A 23,819-nucleotide genomic window follows, 5' to 3' on the forward strand; every position below is an offset into this window, starting at 1 on the left:
CTCAAACTATTATCGAGGCTAAGCTTGCCGCCATCACAACGACGGCGATGCCACCGCGCTTCGCCGCATAGCGGAGGAAACCAGCATCATGCTCACCAAGGGTATTACCTTATCTGCCGCCCTGCTCACCCTGGCCCTAGCGGCCCCCGGGGATGCCTTGGCGCAGGACAAGCCGGTCACGCTCCGGCTCGGCCATTGGCTGCCGGCGGCGCATAACCTGCATGGCGGCTTCACCGCCTGGGGCGCTGCGGTGGAAAAGGCGTCTGGCGGCACGATCAAAACGCAGATTTTCCCGGCGCAGCAGCTTGGCGCCGCCAAGGACCATTACGACATGGCGCGCGATGGCGTCGCCGACCTCACCTATGTCAATCCCGGCTACCAGCCTGGCCGCTTTCCGGTGATCGCCGGCAGCGAACTGCCCTTCCTGCTCGCCAATGCCAAGCAGGGCTCGGCGGCGCTGGATGCCTGGTACCGCAAATACGCGGCCAAGGAGATGGCCGATACCAAGGTCTGCCTGACCTGGGCACATGATGCCGCGACTTTCCACGGCAAGGTGCGCATTTCCAAGCCGGACGACCTCAAGGGCAAGAAGATCCGCCCGGGCAATGCCACCATGGCCCGCCTGGTGAGCATGGCTGGCGGCGTCAATGTGCAGGTGGCGGCGCCGGAAGCCCGCGAATCGCTGGAGCGCGGCACGGCGGATGCCATCACCTTCCCGTGGGACAGCCTGTTCGTGTTCGGCATCGACAAGGTGGCCAAGCTGCATATGGATGCGCCGCTCTATGTCAGCAATTTCGTGCTGGTGATGAACAAGGGCACCTACGACAAGATGTCGGCCAACCAGAAGAAAGCCATCGACGCCAATTGCAACACCGACGCGGCACTGGCACTGGCCGGCCCCTGGGCTGACCAGGAAGCGGCAGGCCGCGAAAAGCTGCGCGCCATGTCGGACCATGAATTCGTCAAGCCGAGCGAGGCCGACATGGTGGCCTGGCGCAAGATCGGCGACGAGTTGACCAAGGTCTGGTACGAGGATGTGAAGAAAGTCGGCGTCAATGGCGAGGAAGCCCTGGCCGAACTCAAGGCCGAACTGAAGAAGCGCAACGCCGCTGCTTTCTGATCGCTGTTTCTGACTGTAGCTTAAACCCGCCGGCCATGATGGCATATCGTGGCCGGCGGTATCGTTCCAGCGGGGGCTCATGAACCGTTTTGTCGACCGGGTGGAGCTGGTGGCCGGGCTGCTGCTGCTGGCGGTGGCCCTGCTCACCTTCGTCACCGTGATGCTGCGCTGGCTGTTCAGCTACGGCCTGCCGGATTCCTTCGATGCCTCGCGCCTGCTGCTCGGCACCGCGATGTTCTGGGGCATCGCGCTCGCCGGCTTCCACAACCGCCATATCCAGGTGGATGGCCTGTGGGAAATGGCGCCGAACTGGGGCAAACGCGCCATCGACATCTTCGCCACCGCCATCACGCTCGGCTTCATGCTGCTGTTTGCCTGGATGCTGAAAGACAAGGTGATCAGCGTCTATGCCAGCCACGAGCAGACCTTCGACCTGCGTCTGCCGGTCTGGCCGCTCTATGCCATCGCCGCGCTCGGTGTGGTGCTGGCGGCATTACTGCTGGCCCTGCGGCTTAGCCGGCTGATCCTCGGCCGGCGGGTGGATACCCGCAGCGAGACTCCGCTGGAGGAGGCCTCCTGATGCTTGAACAGGACGTGATCGCCATCGGCGGCTTCGTGCTGCTGTTCGTGCTGATGGTGCTGCGCGTGCCGGTCGGCATCGCCATGGGCATAGTCGGCGTTGCCGGTTTCGGTATTCTTGCGGCGCTGAAGCCGGCACTAAATCTGCTGGCGCAATCGCCGATTCGGGTCGCCACCGACTACGACCTGGCGGTGATTCCGATGTTCATTCTGATGGGCTGTTTCGCCTCCCATGCCGGCATGAGCCGCGAATTGTTCCGCGCCGGCGAAGCCTGGCTCGGCCATCGCCGCGGCGGCCTGGCCATGGCCACCGTCACCGCCTGCGCCGGCTTCGCCGCAATCAACGGCTCATCCGTCGCCACGGCAGCCACCATGACCAATGTGGCGTTGCCGGAAATGCGCCGCGCCGGCTACGATCCCGGTTTCTCCACCGGCGTCATCGCGGCGGGCGGCACACTCGGCATCATGATTCCGCCCTCGGTGATCTTCGCGCTCTATGGCCTGCTCACCGAGCAGGATATCGGCAAGCTGTTCATTTCCGGCATCCTGCCCGGCATCCTCGGCGTGCTGTGCTACATGGCAACGATCCAGCTTGTCGGCCTGTGGCGGCCCGCTTGGCTGCCGCGCGGCAGAAAGGCCGACTGGCGCGAGCGGTTCGACAGCTTGCGCGATATCTGGGCTACGGCCCTGCTGTTCATCGGCATCGTCGGCGGCATGTATGGCGGCATCTTCACCGCCACCGAGGCGGCGGGCTGCGGCGCCTGCGGCGCACTGATCATCGGCATGCTGCGCGGTCGGCTGCGCTGGCCGGAAATCAAGGCCAGCCTGATCGAGGCGGTGCGCACCGGCGGTTCGATCTTCACCATCGTGGTCGGCGCCTTCCTGTTCGGCTATTTCCTGGTCATCACCCAGACGCCGCAGAAGGTTTCCGGCTTCCTCACCGATCTGCCCATCGGCCCCTATGGCGTACTGACCCTGATCCTGGTGATGTATCTGGTGCTTGGCGCGCTGATGGATGAACTGGCGATCATCCTGGTGACGGTGCCGATCGTCTATCCGGTGATGATGCAGCTTGGCTTCGATCCGATCTGGTTCGGCGTCATCATCGTCATGGTCACCACGCTGGGCATGGTGCTGCCGCCGGTCGGCATCAATGTATTCGTGATCAACTCCATCGCCCGCGACGTCAGCCTCGGCACCATCTATAAAGGCGTCATGCCCTTCATCCTCATCGATCTGGTGCGGCTGGCGCTGATCGTGATCTTCCCGGCCATCGCGCTGTATCTGCCAAGCCACATGAATTGACCTCATGGCTCGACGTCCGCACAACAAGCCAGCCAACCCCACGCCCGTTGCCGCACCCGCCCTCGATTTCGGGCCGCTGCCGGGCTATTTCGGCTATCACCTGCGCATGGCGCAGTTGGCTGATTATGCCGATTTCGCCCGCGAAGTGGCGCCAGACGGCGTCTCGCCCGGTCGTTTCAGCCTGCTCACCCTGCTGGCGCATAATCCCGGCATCACGCAAAGCGCGCTGAGCCAGGCAGTGGGGCTGGACAAATCCACCCTCACCCCGGCGCTGGAGCAACTGGTGCGCAAGGGCGTGGTGCTGCGGCGCAAGGCGGCGAGCGACCGCCGTTCCTATGCCCTGTCGCTGAGCCCCAAGGGCCATGCCCTGCTGAAACGGCTCACCGCCGGCGTCGAGCGCCACGAGGCCAACATCATCGCGCTGCTGTCGCCGAAGGAACAGAAGCTCTTCCTCGCGCTGCTGAAACGCCTGACGCAAGGCATGAAGGCCCGGGCGGTATGAGGGGCCTCTAGTCGCTTTCCAGCCTGCCCTTGAGCCGAGCCAGCGCCAGCCGGATGCGCGACTTCACCGTGCCGAGCGGCAGATTCTCCGCCACCGCGATGTCGCGATGCGAAATATCCTGAAAGAAGGCCAGTTCCAGCAGCCGCTTCTGCTCGATGGGCAGATCGGCCAGGGCGGCGCGCAGCCGGTCCTCCTCCTGCTGGCGGTCCAGCGCGGCATCGGGCGGCGGCTCGGGGTCCGGCTGCAGGGCCGGATCATCGGGATCAAGTTCCGGCCGTTTCTCGCGGCGGATGCGGTCGATGCGCTTGTTGCGCGCGATGGTGAAAATCCAGGTGGCGACGGAAGCCTGTGCCGGATCAAAAGTGACGGCGCGATGCCACAGCGTGATCAGGCTTTCCTGCGCCAATTCGTCGGCGACATCCTCGGGCACGCCCTGGCGCAGCATGAAACCCTTCACGCGCGGCGCGAAGTGGCGGAACAATTCAGCGAAAGCGGCACGATCCTGCTTTTCCGCCACGCGGCGCAGCAAATCGGCCTGGCGCTGCCGGTCCATGCCCGCGCTCTCCGTCACGCCAGCCCCTCGTTCAACGCTCCTCGCATTGGCATATGGTGCTTCAGTGTTGCAGACTATGCAAGGCGGGCCAAAGGTTTAGCAGAGTTCCCTGGCCGCTGCGGCGAAAAGGGGGTGGAAAAGCCGCCCCCGCGCCGCTATGTTCCCCCCCGCTATGATCTCTCCCATCGCCCCCCTCTTCGCGACGCTGCTGCTGCTGGCGCCGGCTGCCGGCTTTTCCCAGGCCCAAGCCCAGACTCAGGCCCAGAAAACCGCGCCCAAGCCAGAGGCCGCCAAGCCGGAAGCGAAAAAGCCCGAGACCAAGCGGATCGGCAGCTTCCAAGGCTGGCAGGCCTATCAGCTTGACGGCAAGGATGGCCGTACCTGCTACCTGCATGGCCTGCCGGAGAAGAAAGAGCCGGCAAGCGTCAAGCGCGGCGAAATCTACCTGCTGGTGACACACAAGACCGCCACCAAGGTGCGCAACGAAGTCAGCATCGTGTTCGGCTATGGCCTGAAACCGCAGAGTCCGGCGCAAGCCAGCATCGGCAAGGACAGCTTCGAGATGTTCACCCATGGCGAGGCCGCCTGGGCCGCCGATGCCGCCACCGATGCCAAGCTGGTGGATGCCCTGAAGAAGGGCAAGCAGCTCACCGTGAAGGGCACTTCGGCGCGTGGCACTGCCACCACCGACACCTACAGCCTGGCCGGCTTCGGCGAGGCACTTAAGGCCATCGACAAGGCCTGTGGCCTGCCCGGAGCGACCTCATGAGCGCCGCCCTGGTTCCCGATATCGCAGCAAAGCCGGAACAGCCTGCTGCCGCCAATGCCGGCGCCATCGAACTGCTTGGGCTGACCCGGGCAGAGATCGCCGCCAGGCTGATCGAGGCCGGCGAGGCCGAGAAGGCCGCCAAGATGCGCGCCAACCAGCTCTGGCACTGGATCTATTATCGCGGCGCGCGCGACTTCAGCGTCATGACCACGCTGGCCAAGGATCTGCGCGAACGCCTGAGCCAGCATTTCCAGGTCGGCCGCCCCGGCGCCAGCAAGGACCTGAAAAGCACCGACGGCACCCGCAAATGGCTGCTGAAATTCGCCGATGGCGAGGAAGCCGAAGCCGTCCATATCCCGGAAGAGGATCGCGGCGCGCTCTGCGTTTCCTCCCAGGTCGGCTGCACGCTCACCTGCCGCTTCTGCCATACCGGCACCATGAAGCTGGTGCGCAACCTGAGCCCGGCGGAAATCGTCGGCCAGGTGATGCTGGCGCGCGACTGCCTGGAGGAATGGCCCTCGCCGAAGGATGGCCGCATGCTGTCCAACATCGTGATGATGGGCATGGGCGAGCCGCTGTACAATTTCGACAATGTGTCGAAGGCGCTGAAGATCGTGATGGACAACGAGGGCATCTCGATTTCCAAGCGCCGCATCACGCTCTCCACCGCCGGCGTGGTGCCGATGATCGAGCGCTGCGGCGCTGAGCTGGATGTCAATCTCGCCATCTCGCTGCATGCCGTGCGCGACGATATCCGCGATGTGCTGGTGCCACTGAACAAGAAATACCCGATTGCCGAACTGCTCGCTGCTTGCGCCAAATATCCCGGCCTGAGCAATGCCCGCCGCATCACCTTTGAATATGTGATGCTGAAGGGGATCAACGACACCCCGGCGGATGCGCGCGAACTGGTGCGCCTGCTGCAGGGTATCCCGGCCAAGGTGAACCTGATCCCGTTCAACCCCTGGCCCGGCGCGCCCTATGAATGCTCCAGCAACAACACGATCAATCAGTTCAGCGAGATCGTGTTCAATGCCGGCTATTCCTCGCCGGTGCGCACGCCGCGCGGCCGCGACATCATGGCGGCCTGCGGCCAGCTCAAATCCGCCAGCGTGAAGCGCTCCAAGGCCGATATCCTGCGCGAGCAGGCGGCCAAGCAGGCGGCCCTCAAAGCAGAGGTGCAAGCGTGATGCCCAGCACACTCGCCAATGCCCGCGCCGCCCTATTCCTGTTGCTGCTCGTTGCCATGCCGGCAGCGGCAAAAGAAAAAGCGACATCCGACCATATCGGCACCGGGCCCGCTGCCTATGATCCCAACCCGCTGGCGGTGACCGGCTTCGCCGGGCCCGACCAGTGGATCATCCCGCGCTATTTCGAACGCCTGCGCGAAGACCAGATCCGCGCCAAGGCCAGCCGCAAGAACATGGCGCGCGAATTGCCGCCCGGCCTTTCCAAGTTGCCCGCGAAGGGCGATGTACTGCCGCTGAATTTCGAGCGCCGGCCGCTGCCGAGCGCGCTGCGGCGCGACCTGCCGAAGCTGCCGGCCGGCCTTGAGCGCGTGGTGATCGCCCAGGACGTGGCGCTGGTGCGCAGCGACGGCCTGGTGCTCGACATCATTTCCGGCGTGGTACGTTAAGCCTTAATCGGCGAATTGCTGCGCGATGGCGCGGAAATCATGCTCGATGGACATGAACACCGCTACGATGCGCGGATCGAAATGGCTGCCGCTGCCTTCGCTGATCAGCCGCACCGCTTCCTCGTGGCTGAAAGCTGGCTTGTAAATGCGCTTGCTGATCAGCGCGTCATAGACATCGGCTAGCGCCATCAGCCGGCCCGATAGCGGAATCGCCTCGCCGGCCAAGCCGCGCGGATAGCCCTTGCCATTCCATTTCTCATGATGCGTCGCCGCGATATCGCAGGCATGCTGCAGGAAGGCGCGGTCGCCCTCCTCTAGATCCTGCAACGCCGTCTCGATGGCATCGCAGCCAAGCTGCGCATGGCGCTTCATGACCTCGAATTCATCCGCCGTCAGCCTGTCCGGCTTGAGCAGGATGGCATCGGGAATGCCGACCTTGCCGATATCGTGCAACGGTGCCGATTTGTAGAGCAGGCGGATGGTTTCATCATCGAGCTGGGCGGCGAAATCCGGATGCCGCTTCAATTCCTCGGCCAGGCGGCGGACATAATTCTGCGTGCGGCGGATATGGTTGCCGGTCTCGTTGTCGCGGGTTTCGGCCAGCGAAGCCAGCGCCATGATCACCGCATCCTGTATGGCCCGCAGACTGCGGGTGCGGCGCCCCACCTCGGCTTCCAGGTAGACGGTCTTGTCTTTCAGGAAATCCGCCGCATCCTTGAGCCGCAGATGATTGCGTACGCGCGACAGTACGATCGGCGGGCTGATCGGCTTGGTGATGTAATCGACAGCGCCGAGATCGAGGCCATAGCGCTCGTCCTCCACATCCGACTTTGCGGTGAGGAACACCACCGGGATGTCGCGCGTCGCCGGATCGGATTTAAGCCGGCGACAGACTTCGTAGCCATCCATCTCCGGCATCATCACATCGAGCAGGATCAGGTCCGGCGCCGGCTGCGCGGTGGCGATGCGCAAGGCCGCACTGCCGCCATTCGCCACCTTGACGCGGTAGCGGTCCTTCAGCAGGCCATGCAGCAGGGTAAGGTTGTCCGGCGTATCGTCCACCGCCAGGATTGTCGGGCGGGTGGCGCCGTCATGTTCGAACGGCAAGGTCATGACGGCTTATGCTCCGCCTGCATCGCTTCCTGCAGGACCTGCCGCGCCGCCGGCAGGTCATAGGCGCCAAGCGCGGCACCGATGGCAGTGCCGGCGGTCTGGCCGAAGCGGACCGCGAGGCCAGCGCTGATCTCGTCGTAATAATCGCGCGCCGCCGGATCATCCTCGGCCAGCAGGGCTTCCAGATGCTGCACGGCGGCATCATCGGCCGCACTGGTTGCAGCCGTGGCTTCGGGCTGCGGCACCAGTTGCGCCAGCAGCGCGCCGATGCCATCCAGCACATGACCGAGCGCGGCATCCAGATCGTCGAGTTCATCGCGCAGCACCGCGCCGGGGCAACCCTGCTTGATCGCCTGCTCCAGCCGCGCCGCCGCCGCCGCCACCGCCTCAGCACCGATATTGCCGGCCAGGCCGCGCGCGGTATGGGCCTCACGTTCCGCCGTTTCGCAATCCTCCGCCGCCAGCGCCGCCTGCAGACGCTGCATCAGTTGCGCCTGGCTGCTGGCATATTTGCCGAGCATGGCAAGATAGCGTTCGGGCTGGTTGAGCACCCGGCGCAAGCCGGCCGGCACATCCAGCAACGTCGCCACGCCGGCGAAGGCCGGCGGCACCACGATGGTCGTGGTGGTGACGGCTGGCGGCGGCGGCGCACCCAACCAGCGCGCCAGCATGTCGTAGAGCAGATCCGGATTGATCGGCTTGGCAAGATGGTCGTTCATGCCGGCGGCGAGGCAGATGGCGCGATCCTGCGCCATGGCATTGGCGGTCATGGCGATTACCGGCAGCCCGGCCAGTTCCGGCTGCGCGCGGATGGCGCGGGTGGCGGCGATGCCATCCATCACCGGCATCTGCATGTCCATCAGCACCAGTTCAAAACGCTCATGCTCCAGCATGTCCAGCGCCTGGCGGCCATCATGGGCAATCGCCACCACGACGCCGGCGGCATGCAACAGGTCGCGCGCCACATCGCGGTTGAGTTCATTATCTTCCACCAGCAGCACGCGGCGACCGCGCAGCACGGCCCATTGCTCGTTGCTGCCTTCGATGTCGCTGGCGAACAACTGCGGCCCGGCGCCGGAGATCAGCCGCACGGCGCAATCGAACAGCATCGAGCCATTCACCGGCTTGACCAGGATGTCGTCCAGCCCCGCCGCTTCGGCCTGGCGCAGCACATCCTCGCGGCCATAGGCCGTCACCAGCACATGGGCCGCGCCGGGCCGCGCCTTCTGGCGCAGCAGCGCCACGGTCTGCAGGCCATCAAGATCGGGCATGCGCCAATCGACGAAGGCGATGTCGTAGGTTTCGTTGGCGACAAGCTGCAAGGCTTCACTGCCGCTGGTGGCCTGGATCACGCGAAAGCGCATCGCTTCCAGCATGTCGGCGATGGTGGCGCGCGCGCTGGCATTGTCGTCCACCAGCAGGGCGGTGCGGCCGGCCAGAGCCGGCTCCATGGCGCGGCGGCTCGGCGCGGTATGGCCCTTGCCAAACCGGGCGGTGAACCAGAAATCGCTGCCCTTGCCGAGCACGCTGCTGACCCCGGCTTCGCCGCCCATCATTTCGGCCAGGCGGCGCGAAATCGCCAGGCCAAGCCCGGTGCCGCCGAAGCGCCGCGTGGTCGAGGTGTCGGCCTGCTGGAAGGACTGGAACAGGCGCGACACTTCTGCCGGCGCGATACCGATGCCGGTATCACGCACGGTGAAGCGCAGCCGCAGGCCATCGGCGGTTTCTTCTTCCTGGCGTACCTGCACCACCACTTCGCCGCTCTCGGTGAACTTCACGGCATTGTTGGTGTAGTTGATCAGCACCTGGCCAAGCCGCAGCGGATCACCGATCAGGTTGGTGCGTAAATCCGGCGGCAGATCGAAGATCAGTTCCAGGCCCTTGGCATTGGCGCGCTCGGCGACTACATCGGACACCCCGACCAGCACGCTTTCGAGATCGAATTCGACCCGCTCGAGGCTCAACTGGTCGGCCTCGATCTTGGAGAAATCCAGCACATCGTTGACGACGCCGAGCAGGTGGCGGCCGGATTGCTGAATCTTGCGCACGTAATCCCGCTGGCGCGCGCTGAGGTCGGTCTTGAGCATCAGATGCGCCATGCCGATCACCGCATTCAGCGGCGTGCGGATTTCATGGCTCATATTGGCCAGGAACATGGTCTTGGCCTGGTTGGCGGCCTCGGCGCCCTCGCGCGCCTTTTCCAGTTCCTGCTGTGTGCGGCGCCGCTCGGTGATATCGCGCACGATGCCGGTGAGCAGCATGTTGCCGTCGATATTGGCCTCGCTCACCGAAAGCTCCACCGGCACCAGGCTGCCATCCTTGCGCTTGGCCAGCAGCTCCTGCTGCCAGATGCCGAGTTGCTCGATCTCGCCACGGCGGCGGCGCCCCAGGTCGCGCCCGATATCACTGCTGCGCAAGCCAGGCACCAGGTCTTCCACATCCAGCGGCATGGCTTCGGCGGCGCTGTAGCCAAAAATACGTTCGGCGCCACGGCTCCAATGCTGCAGTTGCCCCTGGGCATTGGCGGTGATGATGCCGTCATTGGCGCTGTCGAAAATCGCCTGCAGGCGGGCACGGTCGGCGCGCAGTTCACGCTCCAAGCCGCCGCGCAGCTCCATTTCCGCCGCCAGCCGCGTCGCGGTCTCGAACTGGCGGCCGGCGAAACCGGCGGCCAGCGCCAGGGCGGCAATGCCCAGAGTGAAAATCGCGATCAGCACCGCCACCATGGTCGGGTCCATCGCTGCCACCACCTGCGACGGCGTGGCAATCGGATAGAAGCGCGCCGCCGCCATCGCGGTGTAATGCATGCCTGGCACGGCGCAGCCCATGATTACGGCGGCCAGCGGCATCGAGTAATCCGCCAGCCGGACATTGAGCTGCAGCAGGAAACGGATGCCGAGCGCGACGAAAGCGAGCAACACCGCCACGCCGACCGAGACCAGCACCATGATGATGTCGTAGCGAAGCAGCGCATCCATGCGCATCGCCGCCATGCCGGCGTAATGCATGGCGCCGATGCCAGCCCCCATCAGCACCGAGCCGAGCAGCAGCCGGGCCCAACTGAAGCCGCGCGGATCGGCAATCACCACCAGCGCCACGCTGCTGGCCAGCACGCCGGGGATCATCGACAGAATGGTGATCGTGGTGTCGTAGGTGACGGCGCAGGGTATGTCGAAGGCGAGCATGCCGATGAAATGCATCGCCCAGATACCGCCACCCATGCTGACGCCGCCGCCGGCAATCCAGGCCAGGCGCGCGCCGGCATTGCGCGCCGCCGCGACGCGGCTGGACAGAGACAGCGCAACGAAAGCGGCGAGCACGGCAATGAAGACGGAAAGCGCGACAAGGCCGGGCTCGTAGGAGCCTGAGAAGGGCACCGACTCGGCGCCGATATCGCGCGTCAGGCGGAAGTAACCATCTAGTTGCAGCATGATTGAGGGAAAGTTTTAGCGTCAGCTTCCGGCGCTATCAACGAGTTAATAGCGACTCGCAATAAAGGGAGTTTTGCTACAGAATACATCCTCCGCGTGCAGCCGCATCATGCGGAGGGATTGGCCCGAAGCTACTGATCGGGGAAGGCTTATTGTCAGCCCTGGCGCAGCTTTTTCACTTCCGCTTCGAGTTCCTCGATCCGCGCTTCATAGCGTGCCAGCACCGGAGCGATCTCATCCGCTGTTACACGCTGCCGGATATGCTGCGGGCAATTGATGGCCCACAAATCGAGGTGGAATAGAATGGCGCGCTCAGGCCGCGCCTGATAGCCCGGCGGCATCAGCTTCTGCAGCAGCACGGCATCACCTTCCACCACCTCGGCACGGCCCCACAGCTTGATCCGGCGCTGCAGCGCATAGTCGATCACAAACAGGAAAGCGCGAGGATTCTCACTTAAATTCCCGACGCTTATATACTGCTTGTTGCCGCTGAAATCGGCGAAGCCAAGAGTTTTGGCATCCAGCACTTTCAAAAACCCCGGCGGGCCGCCGCGATGCTGGATATAGGGCTGGCCATCGGCGCTGGCGGTACCGAGGAAGAAATGGTCGCGCTCGGCCAGGAAACGGGCCAGATCGTCATTCGCGGTATCGAACCAGCTTGTGCCAAGCCGGCCGCGCGCCATGGCATTGCGGCTGCCGCGTTCAAGCTGCGCCTGCTTCACGGCGTCGCTGTAGGCAAGGTCAAGCGGATCAGGTGTTGCGTTATCGGCTGTCATGCCAGCGATGGTAGGGTGTATCGCGACGAAAGAAAGAGCGGGCAGCAGTATCCGGGGGGGGTGAAATGGGCACTGCCGCCCGCTGGTCCCGGTTTTCCTTCCGGAAACGGGACATTAGCTAACTGCGTTGAGGGGGAGAGGACGCAGTAGTGCAATAGATACGCTGCCGCCGGGCGCCTGGATCACAGGCCACCAATCGGCTCAAATCTTGAAGAAGCGCACCAGGGCGGAAAGATCGCCGGCCTGCTGCGCCAGGGCCTGGGCAGCAGCGTTGGTTTCCTCCACCAGGGCAGCATTGCGCTGGGTGGTGGCATCCATGTCGGCGGTGGCCTTGCTCACCTGCTCCAGGCCGACTGCCTGCTCGCGACTGGCGGCGGCGATTTCCGCCACCAGGCTGCTCAAGCCCTGGATCGCGCTGCCGACATCGGTGAGCGCCTGGCCGGCGCGCTGCGCCATGCCGGCGCCTTCGCGCACCTGCTGGCCCGAGGTTTCGATCAAGCCGCGGATCTGCTTCGAGGCATTGGCCGAACGCTGCGCCAGGGCGCGGACTTCCTGCGCGACAACAGCGAAACCCTTGCCCGCCTCGCCGGCCCGCGCTGCTTCCACGGCGGCGTTGAGCGCCAGCAGGTTGGTCTGGAAGGCGATCTCGTTCATCAGCCCGACAATCTCGCCGATCTGCCCGGCGGAATCCTCCACCTTGCGCATGGCCTGAATCAGCGCCGCAGCCAGTTCACCGCCAGCCTGCGCCTGGGCGCGGGCATTGGCAGCCAGCCTATCGGCCTGTTCGGCATTGGCGGCATTCTGCTTCACCGTGGATGCCATCTGCTGCATGGTCGCAGCCGTCTCTTCCAGCGTCGCCGCCTGGGTTTCGCTGCGCGAGGCAAGATCGAGGCTGCCGCTGGAGATTTCCTCAGACGCACGCTGCACCTGCTCTGCGCTGTCGCCAAGCCGTTGCGAGAAATCACGCAGCAGGCCGGCCATGCGGTTGGTACCCAGCTTCAGCTCGGCGAAGATGCCACCATACTCGCCCTGCATGCTCTGGGTCAGGTCGCCCTGGCCCAACGCCTCGGTGACGCGCGCCAATTCTTCGGCCATGCCCTGCAGCATGGCGGTGAGGCGGTTCAGTTCCTCGCTCAAATGCAGGAAGAAGCCTTCCTTGCCATCGGGCGCGACGCGGCTGGAGAGATCGCCGGTGACGACGCGATGGACAAAATCCGCCACCTCGCCCGCCGCCACCTTCTCGCTGGCCTGGGCTTCGGCGCGGGCCTGGGCGGCTTGATCGGCCTTGGCCTGGGCCTCGCGTGCCTGGCGCAGCCGCGCGGCGGCACCTGCCCGCCAAGTCTCGTAACGACCACGCAAATCAGCCAACGCGCCGCCGCCGCCGGCCAGGGCCAGACCGATACGCATGGCGCGCGCAAACAGTGGCACCAAGCGCTTTTCATCCGGCGCAAGCACAACCTGTGCCTCAGCCTGCAAATCCGCCGCGACGCGGTCGCGCACCCGGTTGATCACGGCAATACGCCGGGTCGCCTGTTCGAACCAATGCGGCGCCGCCACGCCGCCGACATGGCCAAGCGCAAAGCCTTCATAGACCTTGGCGCGCAAATCCAACAGATCGGTCCAGGCCGCATCGCGGCGCGCTTCTTCCAGCAGCGCCGCCTGTTCTGGCGTGGCGCGCTCGGCGAACAGCGCGAAATCGGTTTCCTGCATATAGGCCAGCGCCATGAAGCGCTGATACACCGGCAAGGCAAAACGGCCGGCGGCGATAGCAGCAGAGCCGGTGGCGCGCTCCTGCGCCGATTTCTCCAGGCCTTCCAGCAGCGCAGTATAGGCATCCAGCATGCGGATCAGCTCTGGATGATCCAGCGCCAGGCCGATCTGCTGCAATGTGGCGAATTCGATCCGTACCGCCTGGGTCCAATTCTGGAAGGATTGCGGCGGGGTGAATTCCAGCCGGTCGATGGCCGCACGCGCGGCCCGCGCCTGGTCCAGGCTTTTCAACGCCGCATCCGCCGCCGCGACAAGATCGTGCAGCAGGGTGAAACCGCGACAACCATCCAGTGCCTGGCGCTTGGCTTCGATACGCTGATCCAGCGCTGCCCGCGCGGCGCCAAGCTCGGTGCGGAATTGCAGTCCCTTGCTGCCGATGAACACCGCGCTGGAGCCACGCTCGCCTTGCAGGCAATGCAGCACATTGCCCACCGCTATCGCATAGGCGATGGCGGCCGCCGCTTCCGGTGCTTCCGCCGCCAGGCGCTGGCGCAGGGCCAGGCGCTTGGCGGCATAGGCTATGTAATCCAATACGTCTACAGAACCCGGCAACAATCACTCCGTCTGGGGACGCCGATTTTTTAGTACCGCTTGTAATCGAGGAACTTGCCGGTCATGACGATCTTCACGCGGTCACCCTTTGGATCGGGCAGGCGTTCCATCGTCATGTTGAAATCGATGGCCGACATGATGCCATCGCCGAATTCTTCATGGATCAGTTCCTTCCAGGTGGTGCCATAGACCTGCACCAGCTCATAGAAGCGATAGATCGTCGGATCGGTCGGCGGGCCCGGCGGCAGCGAGCCGCGATAGGGAATCTCCACCAGCAAGGCCTCTTCCAGCTTGCTGAGACCGAACATCTTGGCGGCCTTCTTGGCCTGCTCCGGCTTCAGCTTCATCTGGCCGAGCAGGCCGCAGGTCAGGTAGATGGTCGATTCCTTGGGATCGATCTTCTTGGTGATGTCCTTCCAGGTCCAACCCTTCAGGCGCTTGGTATCCAGGATCTTCTCGGTAACGTCGCTGCGCTGCACTTTTTTTCTCCTTGGTCTTACTGAATCAATCGGCGGCATCGGTGAGGGTGTCGCCACCCCCGATAGGAAGCTTGGCAGAGGCGCGCACCTGCGGCGGCTTGCGCGGATCGTAATCGGCCGGCGGCACGAAGTTCTTCGAGCGACGCACCAGGAAATCCAGCAGGTGATTGCGGATCGGATAATATTCCGGCTGCTGGTGCAGCGTTTCGCGCTGGCGGTCCTTGGGCAGCGTGTTGATCAGGATCTCGGCAATGCGTGCATTCGGCCCGTTGGTCATCAGCACGATGCGGTCGGCGAGCAGGATGGCTTCGTCCACGTCATGGGTGATCATGAACACGGTAAGCCCGGTCGCGGCGCGGATGCGCAGCACTTCGTCCTGCAAGGTTCCGCGGGTCAATGCATCCAAAGCCGAGAACGGCTCATCCATCAGCAGCATCTTCGGCTCGATGGAGAGCGCCCGGGCGATGCCGACGCGCTGCTTCATGCCACCGGAAAGCTGCGATGGCTTTTTCGCTTCCGCGCCGGCCAGGCCAACCATGGCAATGAACTTGCGCGCCTGTTCGCGGACTTTTTCCTTGTCCCATTTCGGCCAGCGCGAGGCGACGGCGAAGGCAACATTCTGCTCCACCGTCATCCACGGCATCAGCGCATGGCTCTGGAACACCACGGCGCGGTCGAGGCTCGGGCCATCCACTTCCTTGTCTTCCAGCAGGATGGCGCCAGCGGATGGCTTGTCCAGCCCGGCCAGGATATTCAGCACCGTGGTCTTGCCGCAGCCGGAATGGCCGATGATGCAGACGAATTCGCCCTGGTCGATATTGAACCAGGCATTTTCGAAAACGGTAGTGGTGCCGCCATCGGGCGCGGCGAAGCGGCGCGCGAGTTCCTGCACCTGGATGAAAGGCTGGGTCATGGTACTTTACTCAGGATAGGTCGCGGCGCGCACGGCGAGGCCGAGCAACTGGTCAAGCAGCATGCCGACCACGCCGATGAACAGGATGGCGTTGATGACGTTGGCGATCGATAGGTTGTTCCACTCGTTCCAGACGAAGTAGCCGATGCCGGTGCCGCCCACGAGCATTTCGGCGGCGACGATCACCAGCCAGGCAATCGAGATCGAGATGCGCATGCCGGTGAGGATGGTGGGGGCGGCTGCCGGCAGGATGACGCGGAAAATGCGGCGGAAGGTGCCGACTTCGAGCGTCAGCGCTACGTTCAGCCATTCCTTGCGCACATTCGCCACGGCGAAGGCGGTATTGGTCAGCATCGGCCAGACCGAGCAGATGAAGATGACGAAGATCGAGGAAATGCCGCTATCCTTGATGGTGTAGAGCGCCAGCGGCATCCACGCCAACGGAGACACCGGCCGCATCACCTGAATGAACGGATCGAGCGCCTGGCGGAACAGCGGCGACAGGCCGATCAGGAAACCCAGTGGCACCGCGACGATCACCGCCAGGCCGAAGCCGAGCGCGACGCGGCCGATGGAGTAGATGAGCTGAATGCCGATGCCCTGATCGTTCGGGCCTTTGACGTAGAACGGATCGGCGAGATGCTTGCCGAGGATTTTCGCCACATCCCAGGGCCCCGGCATCGCCGACTTGCCCTGGGTGGCGGTGAGGCCCATCAGCTTGGCGTATTCCGGGTCCATCGCCTGCGTGGTGCCGGTGCCCATGGTGCCGATCTGCCAGGCGGCGAGCAGCGCAATGAGCAAGGCAAGCGATACAGCGGCAGCACGCAGGCGAAAGGACAGTTTCATCGCAATCAGACCCGCTTGATCTTGAACGAGTTGATGTATTCGGTCGGCTTGCTCGGATCGAACGGCTTGCCCATCACCGAGAAAGTCTTGTACGGGCTGGACGGCGGCGTGAGGCCGACATCCTGCATCAGCTTCTGGGTGTCGGTGGCGAGGAACACCTGCTCGGCCACCTTCTGATAATCGACATCGCCCTTGAGCTGGCCCCAGCGCTTCATCTGGGTGAGAATCCAGATGCCGAAGCTCTGCCACGGGAAGGGTGCGAAATCGATGCGGTCGGGCACGCGCTTCACATTGCCGAGGCCATCGGCGAAGGTGCCGGTCAACACCTGCTCCACCACCGTCACCGGCTGGTTGAGATAGGCCGCCGGCGCGATGGCTTCGGCGATCTGCTTGCGGTTCTCAGCCTTGGTTGCATAAGCCGTGGCTTCGATGATGGCACGCAGCAGGGCGCGGTAGGTATTCGGCGCCGTGGTGACGAATTCCTGGCTGGCGGCGAAGGCGCAGCAGGGATGGCCGTCCCAGATTTCCTTGGTCAGCAGATGGATGAAGCCGACGCCGTCATAGACCGCGCGCTGATTCACCGGATCCGGCGCCAGGAAGCCGTCGATATTGTCGGCACGCAGGTTGGCGACCATTTCCGGCGGCGGCACGGCGCGGATCTGCACATCGGTATCCGGGTCGATGCCATGTTCGGCTAGATAGTAGCGCAGCAGGTAATTGTGCATCGAATAGTCGAACGGCACGGCGAACTTCATGCCCTTCCACTGCTTCGGATCGCGCTTGTCCTTGTGCTTCATCGCCAGCGTGATGGCCTGGCCGTTGATATTCTCCACCGCCGGCATGGTGTAGGGGATCGGCGCAGAGCCGGTGCCGGTGGTGATCGCCAGCGGCATCGGCGACAGCATATGCGCGGCGTCGTATTCCTTGTTGATGGTCTTGTCGCGGATCACCGCCCAGCCGGCGGTCTTCACCACTTCCACATTCAGGCCATGCTTGGAATAGAAGCCCATCGGATGCGCCATGATGATCGGCGTGGCGCAGGTGATGGCGATGAAGCCGACCTTGAGGTCCTTCTTTTCCAGCGGCGCCTTGTCCTGGGCGAAAACTTCGCGCGCGGTGGCAAGCGGGAAGAACTGCTCGACCGCCGAGAGCAGCGTGCCGGCGCCGACCGCATGCAGCACGCGGCGGCGGGTAACATCGTTCGGAATCAGGGCGCGGATCACCGCCTGATCGACGGCGCTGGTCAGGCGCTTTTCCTCATCGGCGGCGGTGGCGAGGCGAAGCTGGGTCTGGCGCTGCCATTCCGCCACATCGGCGTTATGCGCCGCCAGGGTGTTATGCTTGCCACAGGGGCAGGCATCGAGGCGGGTATTGGCGTCGAAGGGATCCTGGAACAGCGACATGCGGCGGTCTCCGTCTCTGATGGTGCCTATTTTTCGAGCAGAAAATCCCCCGCCCGAAACAAATGCATTCTTTCCACCAGAGAGGAGCAAGCATCGTGCCACGTTTATGCCGTGGCTATGGATTCCCGGTAATCCGGGATTCGGATAACCGCCGATTTCTCTCGCCTGCGCTACGAAAATTCGTATAATACGAAAATACGTAATCCTAATTACGGAATATCGTTGTATATGAGAGGGTGTAGCCCGTGCTGAGCGAAACAGCGGAAGCGTTAGGCCCGGTTTTCGAGTGCAGCCCGGACGCCATGCTGGTAGTGGACCCCTATGCCGACCGGGTACTGGATGCCAATGCCGCAGCCTGCCGCCTGCTTGGCTATGACCGTGCCGCTTTGCGCGGCAGCGCCATGAGCGCCCTGCACCCGGACCAGGTCCCGGCCCTGGTGGTGTTCAGCGAGGCCGTGCTGAGCCAGGGCCAGTATTGGAGCGCCGAACTGCAGCCACGCCATGCCACCGGCGCGGCGCTGAAAGTGGAATATGCCGGCGCCGCCATTCCTGGCGAGAGGCCTCGGCTGCTGATCACCGTCAGCGACCTGGAAGCACGTCGCCGCCGCCAGGTGGATGAAGCCGCTGAAGGCTATGTGCGCGGCGGCCTCGCCGAATGGCAGCGGGTGGAGCGTTTCTTCCGCGATGTCGAACGCGAGAACCAGTTGATCCTGCGCGCCGCCGGCGAAGGCATCTACGGCGTGAACGCCGAAGGCAAGACCACCTTCGTCAATCCGGCCGCCGAACGCATGCTGGGCTGGGCCGCCGAGGAACTGGTGGGCAAGGACATGCACACCATCGTGCATCACACCCGCCATGACGGCAGCCATTACCCGCACCAGGATTGCCCGATCTATGCCGCCTTCCGCGATGGCGCGGTGCATCAGGTGGATAACGAAGTGTTCTGGCACCGCTCCGGTCAGCCGGTCTGGGTGGAGTATACCTCCACGCCGATCCGCGACCGTGGCGTGGTGGTGGGCGCGGTGATCGTGTTCCGCGATATCAGCCATCGCCGCGAGGCGGAAGAGAAGCTGCGCGCCGCCCTCGAGGAAGTGGACAGCCTGCGCCGCAAGCTGGAACTGGAAAACGCCTATCTGCAGGAGGAAATCCGCCTCGAGGGCAATCATCGCGGCATCATCGGGCAATCGGCGGCGGTGCAGAACCTGCTGCGCCAGATCGACCTGGTGGCGCCGACCGATGCCACCGTGCTGGTGACCGGCGAGAGCGGCACCGGCAAGGAACTGATTGCGCGCGCCATCCATGAGGTGAGCAAACGCTCCGACCGGCCGCTGATCCGCGTCAATTGCGCGGCGATTCCGCGCGAGCTGTTCGAAAGCGAATTCTTCGGCCATGTGAAGGGCGCCTTCACCGGCGCGCTGCGCGATCGCGTCGGGCGGTTTGAGCTCGCCGATGGCGGCACGCTGTTCCTCGATGAAGTGGGCGAGATTCCGCTGGAGTTGCAAGGCAAGCTGCTGCGCGTGCTGCAGGAAGGCCAGTTCGAGCGCGTGGGTGAGGAACGCACCCGGGCGGTGGATGTGCGCGTGATCGCCGCCACCAACCGCGACCTGCGCCAGGAAGTGCGCCAGGGCCGCTTCCGCGAGGATCTGTATTTCCGCTTGAATGTCGTGCCGATTGAATCCGTGCCCTTGCGCGAGCGACGCGAGGATATCGCGCTGCTGGCCTCGCATTTCCTGCGCGGCAATGCACGCAAGCTCAAGACCAGCGACCTGCGTTTGACCGAAGGCGATATCCGCCGCTTGGAACGCTATGGCTGGCCGGGCAATGTGCGCGAGCTGGAAAACGTGATCGAGCGCGCCGCGATTCTCGCCCGCCAGGGCCGCCTGCGGCTGGACCTGCCCGATACCGCCGCGCCAGCAATGCCAGCAGCCGCACCGCAGAAAAGCAACGCATTGCTCACCGAAGCCGACCGCCGCGAGCGCGACCGGCAGAATATCCTGGCCGCACTCGAGGCTTGCAATGGCCGCATTTTCGGCCCCGATGGCGCAGCGGTGCGGCTGGATGTGAAGCCGACCACGCTGGCCTCGCGCATCAAGGCGCTGGGGATTCGGTATCAGAGGGGCTAAGACAAAATAAACAGCGTCATGCCCTGCGGAGGCAGGGTATCTCAGACCAATTGGAGAAAGATGCGCGGATCAGGTCCGCGCATGACGAAGCAAAAAGAATTGCCTCAGCGCGTGCCCAGCTCTTCCGCCACCAGGTTGACCCAGTAGGCGACGCCGGTGACCAGTGCCTGGTCGTTGAAGTCGTAATGCGGCGTATGCACGTAATGGCAGGAGCCATCCTCCACGCTGCCGCCATTGCCCAAGAGAATATAGGCGCCGGGCTTCTTCTCCAGCATGAAGGCGAAGTCTTCAGCACCGGTCAGGCGCTCGACATCGCCATCCACCTTGTCAGCGCCCACGGTGGCCGCCGCCGCGCGCAGCGCGATCTCGGTCTGCGCCGAGGCATTCACCAGCGGCGGATAGCGCCGCAGATAATGATATTCCACCGTGCAGCCATGGGCGGCAGCGATACCCCGGGCTGCTTCGCCCAGGCGGCGTTCCAGCAGGTCGCGGTCGGCAGGCGTGTAGCTGCGCGCGGTGCCGCGCACGGTCACCTCCGCCGGGATCACATTCGGCGAACCATAGGAACCGGCAGCAATATGGCCGACGCTGAGCACGGCGGCATGCTGCGGCGACACATTGCGGCCGATGATATTCTGCGTCGCGGTGACGAAAGCCGCCGTCGGCTGGGTCGGATCGGTGCCCATATGCGGCATGGCGCCATGGCCGCCGGTGCCACGGAACACGACAGTCCATGTATCGGATGCCGCCATCATGGAACCGGGCCGGATGGCGAACTGACCCAGCGGCAGGCCCGGCATGTTGTGCATGCCATAGACCGCATCGCAGGGGAACTGATCGAACAGGCCTTCCTCGATCATGACGCGGGCGCCGCCCTCGCCTTCTTCCGCCGGCTGGAAGATGAAATGCAGCGTGCCGCTGAAATTGCGGTGTTCGGAGAGATAGCGCGCGGCGCCGAGCAGCATGGCGGTGTGGCCATCATGGCCGCAGGCATGCATCTTGCCCTTGTGCACCGAGGCATAATCGAAGGTGTTGCGCTCGAGCAGGTTCAGCGCATCCATGTCGGCGCGGAGCCCGATGCTGCGACCGCCTTCATTGCCGCTGCCATGCAGCGTGCCGACCACGCCTGTCTTGGCCAGGCCGCGATGCACCGGAATACCCCATTCGGTCAGCTTGGCGGCGACCAGGTCGGCGGTGCGCACTTCCTCGAAAGCGGTTTCGGGATGCTTGTGGATGTCGCGGCGGATGCGGATCAATTCCGCTTCGATACCCTTGAGGCTGTTCAGAATATCCTGGGTCATATGGGTCGTCCTGGGCGGGAAGGATTTTCCTTACCTCACCACCACCGGCGCGGCTTGGCAAGGGTGGTGGCCCCAGCCTCCTGGGCACAGAATTGTCAGAGTACAATCGACCACTGGACTTTCGTCCGGGTCAGTACCATCCTCCCGCCTGCCGGAGGAAATCGACAATCCGCCCCTAACCAGACCCCATCACCAGACAAAGAGCCGATAATGAGCCAGTCTGCCGCCCAGCCACCCCAGTCTGCCCTAAAGACAGCGTCGGGCCTGCCGTTCCATCACCCGAGTCTCACCCGCGCCCAGAGCATCTGGATCCTGGCCGGCGCCGCCGTGATGCTGTCGCTGGCCATGGGCATGCGCCAGAGCCAGGGCCTGTTCATGCGCCCGATCGGCCAGGACCTTGGCGTCTCGGCCAGCGACTATGCCTTCGCACTCGCGTTGCAGAATATCGTCTGGGGTGTGACGCAGCCTTTCGCCGGTGCCCTGGTCGATCGCTACGGCACGCGCTGGACCGCCATCATCGGCGTGCTGATTTATGCCGCAGGCTTCCTGCTCACCGCCTTTGCCACCGGACCACTGCAGATCATGCTCGGCGCCGGCGTGATGATCGGCCTGGCGCTGTCCTGCACCAGTTCGGGCATCGCTGCCAAGGTCGCCGCCCGCGTGGTGCGGCCCGAGCGCCGCAGCCTGGCTTTCGGCCTGGTTTCCGCCGCCGGCTCGATCGGCACCTTCTTCTGCGCCCCGCTGGCGCAGAATGTGATCGTCGACCATGGCTGGCAGATCGCCACCTTCGTCTTCGTCGGCCTCGCCGCCGTGATGCTGCCCGCCGCCTTCATCGGCAGCCGCGCCGATGCCGTGCCGCTGGCGGCAAGCACCGGCCCCAGCGAAACCCTGAGCCAGACCCTCGGCGAGGCCAGCCGCCATGGCGGCTATATCGTGATGGCCGCCGCCTTCTTCGTCTGCGGCCTGCAATTGGTGTTCATCACCACGCATCTGCCCACCTATCTCGCGGATTGCGGTGTCGATCCGATGGTGAGCGGCCAGGCACTGGCGGTGATCGGCGCCTTCAACGTGTTCGGCTCCTGGCTGTTCGGCTGGCTTGGCGACCGCTACCCGAAGCGCACCCTGCTCGGCCTGATCTATCTGCTGCGCTCCTTCGCGCTGGCGGCCTATTTCATCATCCCGGCGAGCCAGGCAACCACCTTGCTGTTCGCCGCCGTGATGGGCACGCTGTGGCTCGGCGTCATCCCGCTGGTCAACGGCCTGGTAGCGCAGATTTTCGGCATCCGCTTCCTCGCCACGCTGACCGGCATCGCTTTCTTCAGCCACCAGGTCGGCAGCTTCCTCGGCGCCTGGGGCGGCGGCGTGATCTACGACATGCTCGGCTCCTACCAGCTTGCCTGGCAGCTTGCCGCCGGCATCGGCGCCGGCGCCGGCCTGATGCAGTTGTTCATGAACGACCGCCCGACGCCGCGCATGCTGGCGGCAGCCCAAGCTGCGGAGTAAACTGGCGCCTCAGATTCGTTGCGGGGGAGAAACGCCATGCTGTTCCAGACCACCATCGCCGGCAGCCTGCCGAAGCCCGGCTGGCTTTCGGAAACGCATAAGCTGTGGCCGCAATGGCGGGCCGAGGGTGCGGATCTCGAAACCGCCAAGCGCGACGCCACGCTGATGTGGCTGAAGGAACAGGAAGACGCCGGCCTCGACATTGTTGGCGACGGCGAAATGAGCCGGCAGCATTTCGTGCATGGCTTTGTTGAGAACGTCGATGGCATCGACCGCCAGCACAAGGTGGAAATCGGCATCCGCGACAACCGCTACAAGGCGATGGTGCCGCGCGTTGTCGGCAAGCTGCAGATGAAGGGCCGCGCCCACCCGTGGGAAGCCAAGTTCCTGCGCCAGCACACCACGCGCAAGGTCAAGTTCACCCTGCCCGGCCCGATGACCATCATGGACACGGTGAAGGACGAGTTCTACGGCGACCGCGTGAAAACCGCGATGGCCTTCGCCGACCTGCTCAATGCCGAGGCCAAGGCGTTGCAGGCCGAGGGTGTGGATATCATCCAGTTCGATGAACCGGCCTTCAATGCCTATACCCGCCAGGCCGCCGAGTGGGGCATCGACGCGCTGCACCGCGCCATGGATGGCCTCACCTGCACCACGGCGGTGCATATCTGCTATGGCTATGGCATCCAGGCCAATATCGAATGGAAGCGCATGCTGGGCAGCGAATGGCGCCAGTATGAGGATTTCTTCCCGGCACTCGCCAAGAGCAAGCTCGACCAGGTGTCGCTGGAATGCGCCAACTCGAAGGTGCCGCCGGATTTGATGGCCCTGCTCGATGGCAAGCAGGTGATGGTTGGCGTCATTGATGTCGCTACCGACACGGTGGAGACGCCTGAGCAGATCCTCGCCACCATCGAGACGGCGCTGAAATTCGTGCCCAAGGACAAACTGCTGCCGGCAACCAATTGCGGCCTAGCCCCGCTCGACCGCAACGTCGCCGCCGCGAAGCTGAAAGCGCTCGGCGAAGGCGCCAAGCTGGCACGCGCCAAGTTCGGGTAAACACCCGATCCATCGTCACCCCCGGGCCAGCCCTTCGGGCCTCTGCGCCCACGCCGCCTTCAGCGGCGCGCGCTTAGAGCCCGGGG

Annotated in this window: 20 protein-coding genes; 10 read left to right on the forward strand and 10 right to left on the reverse strand. The window is 64.3% G+C overall.

The features are described 5' to 3' along the window. Window positions 1–88 precede the first annotated feature (88 nt). The 4 genes from V6B08_RS02225 to V6B08_RS02240 all read left to right on the forward strand — a co-directional run bounded on the left by V6B08_RS02225 (window position 89) and on the right by V6B08_RS02240 (window position 3,506). Window positions 89–1,120: a TRAP transporter substrate-binding protein gene (locus tag V6B08_RS02225; protein WP_341977664.1), complete on the forward strand. Its 1,032-nt coding sequence runs from the start codon at window positions 89–91 to the stop codon at window positions 1,118–1,120. A gap of 79 nt (window positions 1,121–1,199) precedes the next feature. Then, window positions 1,200–1,700: a TRAP transporter small permease gene (locus V6B08_RS02230; RefSeq protein WP_341977666.1), complete on the forward strand. Its 501-nt coding sequence runs from the start codon at window positions 1,200–1,202 to the stop codon at window positions 1,698–1,700. After that, window positions 1,700–3,004, forward strand: a complete 1,305-nt coding sequence (locus V6B08_RS02235) for a TRAP transporter large permease (protein ID WP_341977668.1) — start codon at window positions 1,700–1,702, stop codon at window positions 3,002–3,004. Before V6B08_RS02230 ends, V6B08_RS02235 begins: the two co-directional genes overlap by 1 nt. Before the next feature lie 4 nt (window positions 3,005–3,008). After that, a complete protein-coding gene (locus V6B08_RS02240; RefSeq protein ID WP_341977670.1) occupies window positions 3,009–3,506 on the forward strand; it encodes a MarR family winged helix-turn-helix transcriptional regulator in 498 nt (165 codons plus the stop codon). Window positions 3,507–3,513: 7 nt separating this feature from the next. On the opposite strand, the gene V6B08_RS02245 is transcribed toward V6B08_RS02240, so the two are convergent. Further along, entirely contained in the window at window positions 3,514–4,077 is a 564-nt protein-coding gene (locus tag V6B08_RS02245) for a sigma-70 family RNA polymerase sigma factor (RefSeq protein WP_341977673.1), read from the reverse strand. A gap of 154 nt (window positions 4,078–4,231) precedes the next feature. Between V6B08_RS02245 and V6B08_RS02250 the strand changes: the two genes are divergently transcribed. Genes V6B08_RS02250 through V6B08_RS02260 form a run of 3 tightly spaced genes read left to right on the forward strand, consistent with a single transcriptional unit; the run spans window position 4,232 to window position 6,464 of the window. Continuing rightward, window positions 4,232–4,828 (forward strand): invasion associated locus B family protein, encoded by a 597-nt coding sequence (locus tag V6B08_RS02250; protein ID WP_341977674.1) that lies wholly within the window; start codon window positions 4,232–4,234, stop codon window positions 4,826–4,828. Then, on the forward strand, window positions 4,825–6,018 hold the full coding sequence (rlmN, locus tag V6B08_RS02255; protein WP_341977676.1) for a dual-specificity RNA methyltransferase RlmN: 1,194 nt from the start codon (window positions 4,825–4,827) through the stop codon (window positions 6,016–6,018). Before V6B08_RS02250 ends, rlmN begins: the two co-directional genes overlap by 4 nt. Continuing rightward, window positions 6,018–6,464 carry a hypothetical protein gene (locus tag V6B08_RS02260; protein WP_341977678.1) on the forward strand — a complete coding sequence of 149 codons (447 nt, stop codon included), beginning with the start codon at window positions 6,018–6,020 and terminating at the stop codon, window positions 6,462–6,464. The genes rlmN and V6B08_RS02260 overlap by 1 nt, the downstream gene beginning before the upstream one ends. Before the next feature lie 3 nt (window positions 6,465–6,467). Here V6B08_RS02260 and V6B08_RS02265 read toward each other — a convergent pair whose 3' ends face one another. The 8 genes from V6B08_RS02265 to V6B08_RS02300 all read right to left on the reverse strand — a co-directional run bounded on the left by V6B08_RS02265 (window position 6,468) and on the right by V6B08_RS02300 (window position 17,747). Beyond that, entirely contained in the window at window positions 6,468–7,577 is a 1,110-nt protein-coding gene (locus V6B08_RS02265) for a response regulator (protein ID WP_341977680.1), read from the reverse strand. After that, window positions 7,574–11,008 (reverse strand): response regulator, encoded by a 3,435-nt coding sequence (locus tag V6B08_RS02270; RefSeq protein ID WP_341977682.1) that lies wholly within the window; start codon window positions 11,006–11,008, stop codon window positions 7,574–7,576. The genes V6B08_RS02265 and V6B08_RS02270 overlap by 4 nt, the downstream gene beginning before the upstream one ends. Window positions 11,009–11,163: 155 nt before the next feature. Further along, the gene (locus V6B08_RS02275) at window positions 11,164–11,784 is read right to left on the reverse strand and encodes a pyridoxamine 5'-phosphate oxidase family protein (protein WP_341977684.1); all 621 of its coding nucleotides are present in this window, start codon (window positions 11,782–11,784) and stop codon (window positions 11,164–11,166) included. A gap of 201 nt (window positions 11,785–11,985) precedes the next feature. After that, window positions 11,986–14,106: a methyl-accepting chemotaxis protein gene (locus V6B08_RS02280; RefSeq protein ID WP_341977686.1), complete on the reverse strand. Its 2,121-nt coding sequence runs from the start codon at window positions 14,104–14,106 to the stop codon at window positions 11,986–11,988. Window positions 14,107–14,135: 29 nt separating this feature from the next. Beyond that, window positions 14,136–14,585, reverse strand: coding sequence for a cyanase (gene cynS / locus V6B08_RS02285; protein WP_341977688.1), 450 nt, complete (start codon window positions 14,583–14,585; stop codon window positions 14,136–14,138). A 25-nt stretch (window positions 14,586–14,610) separates the two neighbouring features. After that, window positions 14,611–15,498 (reverse strand): ABC transporter ATP-binding protein, encoded by an 888-nt coding sequence (locus V6B08_RS02290; RefSeq protein WP_341977691.1) that lies wholly within the window; start codon window positions 15,496–15,498, stop codon window positions 14,611–14,613. Window positions 15,499–15,504: 6 nt separating this feature from the next. Beyond that, complete coding sequence (gene ntrB / locus V6B08_RS02295) at window positions 15,505–16,344, reverse strand: nitrate ABC transporter permease (protein WP_341977693.1); 840 nt, start codon at window positions 16,342–16,344, stop codon at window positions 15,505–15,507. 5 nt (window positions 16,345–16,349) lie between these two features. Continuing rightward, window positions 16,350–17,747, reverse strand: a complete 1,398-nt coding sequence (locus V6B08_RS02300) for a CmpA/NrtA family ABC transporter substrate-binding protein (RefSeq protein ID WP_341977695.1) — start codon at window positions 17,745–17,747, stop codon at window positions 16,350–16,352. 245 nt (window positions 17,748–17,992) lie between these two features. Between V6B08_RS02300 and V6B08_RS02305 the strand changes: the two genes are divergently transcribed. Next, window positions 17,993–19,870 carry a sigma 54-interacting transcriptional regulator gene (locus V6B08_RS02305; protein ID WP_341977697.1) on the forward strand — a complete coding sequence of 626 codons (1,878 nt, stop codon included), beginning with the start codon at window positions 17,993–17,995 and terminating at the stop codon, window positions 19,868–19,870. A gap of 104 nt (window positions 19,871–19,974) precedes the next feature. On the opposite strand, the gene V6B08_RS02310 is transcribed toward V6B08_RS02305, so the two are convergent. After that, window positions 19,975–21,171, reverse strand: coding sequence for a M20 aminoacylase family protein (locus V6B08_RS02310; RefSeq protein WP_341977699.1), 1,197 nt, complete (start codon window positions 21,169–21,171; stop codon window positions 19,975–19,977). A gap of 210 nt (window positions 21,172–21,381) precedes the next feature. Between V6B08_RS02310 and V6B08_RS02315 the strand changes: the two genes are divergently transcribed. Together V6B08_RS02315 and V6B08_RS02320 are read left to right on the forward strand one after the other, a co-directional pair. Then, window positions 21,382–22,674, forward strand: coding sequence for an MFS transporter (locus V6B08_RS02315; RefSeq protein WP_341977701.1), 1,293 nt, complete (start codon window positions 21,382–21,384; stop codon window positions 22,672–22,674). A gap of 36 nt (window positions 22,675–22,710) precedes the next feature. Continuing rightward, on the forward strand, window positions 22,711–23,733 hold the full coding sequence (locus V6B08_RS02320) for a methionine synthase (protein ID WP_341977704.1): 1,023 nt from the start codon (window positions 22,711–22,713) through the stop codon (window positions 23,731–23,733). The last annotated feature ends 86 nt before the right edge of the window (window positions 23,734–23,819 follow it).

The organism is Ferrovibrio sp. MS7, from assembly GCF_038404985.1.
Classification (GTDB): domain Bacteria; phylum Pseudomonadota; class Alphaproteobacteria; order Ferrovibrionales; family Ferrovibrionaceae; genus Ferrovibrio; species Ferrovibrio plantarum.

Coding starts and splice junctions, on each gene's coding strand:
- V6B08_RS02320 (WP_341977704.1), top strand. CDS start 22,711: ATGCTGTTCCAGACCACCATCGCCGGCAGCCTGCCGAAGCCCGGCTGG.
- V6B08_RS02290 (WP_341977691.1), bottom strand. CDS start 15,498: ATGACCCAGCCTTTCATCCAGGTGCAGGAACTCGCGCGCCGCTTCGCC.
- V6B08_RS02315 (WP_341977701.1), top strand. CDS start 21,382: ATGAGCCAGTCTGCCGCCCAGCCACCCCAGTCTGCCCTAAAGACAGCG.
- V6B08_RS02225 (WP_341977664.1), top strand. CDS start 89: ATGCTCACCAAGGGTATTACCTTATCTGCCGCCCTGCTCACCCTGGCC.
- V6B08_RS02310 (WP_341977699.1), bottom strand. CDS start 21,171: ATGACCCAGGATATTCTGAACAGCCTCAAGGGTATCGAAGCGGAATTG.
- V6B08_RS02235 (WP_341977668.1), top strand. CDS start 1,700: ATGCTTGAACAGGACGTGATCGCCATCGGCGGCTTCGTGCTGCTGTTC.
- V6B08_RS02300 (WP_341977695.1), bottom strand. CDS start 17,747: ATGTCGCTGTTCCAGGATCCCTTCGACGCCAATACCCGCCTCGATGCC.
- V6B08_RS02275 (WP_341977684.1), bottom strand. CDS start 11,784: ATGACAGCCGATAACGCAACACCTGATCCGCTTGACCTTGCCTACAGC.
- V6B08_RS02260 (WP_341977678.1), top strand. CDS start 6,018: ATGCCCAGCACACTCGCCAATGCCCGCGCCGCCCTATTCCTGTTGCTG.
- V6B08_RS02250 (WP_341977674.1), top strand. CDS start 4,232: ATGATCTCTCCCATCGCCCCCCTCTTCGCGACGCTGCTGCTGCTGGCG.
- V6B08_RS02265 (WP_341977680.1), bottom strand. CDS start 7,577: ATGACCTTGCCGTTCGAACATGACGGCGCCACCCGCCCGACAATCCTG.
- V6B08_RS02230 (WP_341977666.1), top strand. CDS start 1,200: ATGAACCGTTTTGTCGACCGGGTGGAGCTGGTGGCCGGGCTGCTGCTG.
- rlmN (WP_341977676.1), top strand. CDS start 4,825: ATGAGCGCCGCCCTGGTTCCCGATATCGCAGCAAAGCCGGAACAGCCT.
- V6B08_RS02240 (WP_341977670.1), top strand. CDS start 3,009: ATGGCTCGACGTCCGCACAACAAGCCAGCCAACCCCACGCCCGTTGCC.
- ntrB (WP_341977693.1), bottom strand. CDS start 16,344: ATGAAACTGTCCTTTCGCCTGCGTGCTGCCGCTGTATCGCTTGCCTTG.
- V6B08_RS02270 (WP_341977682.1), bottom strand. CDS start 11,008: ATGCTGCAACTAGATGGTTACTTCCGCCTGACGCGCGATATCGGCGCC.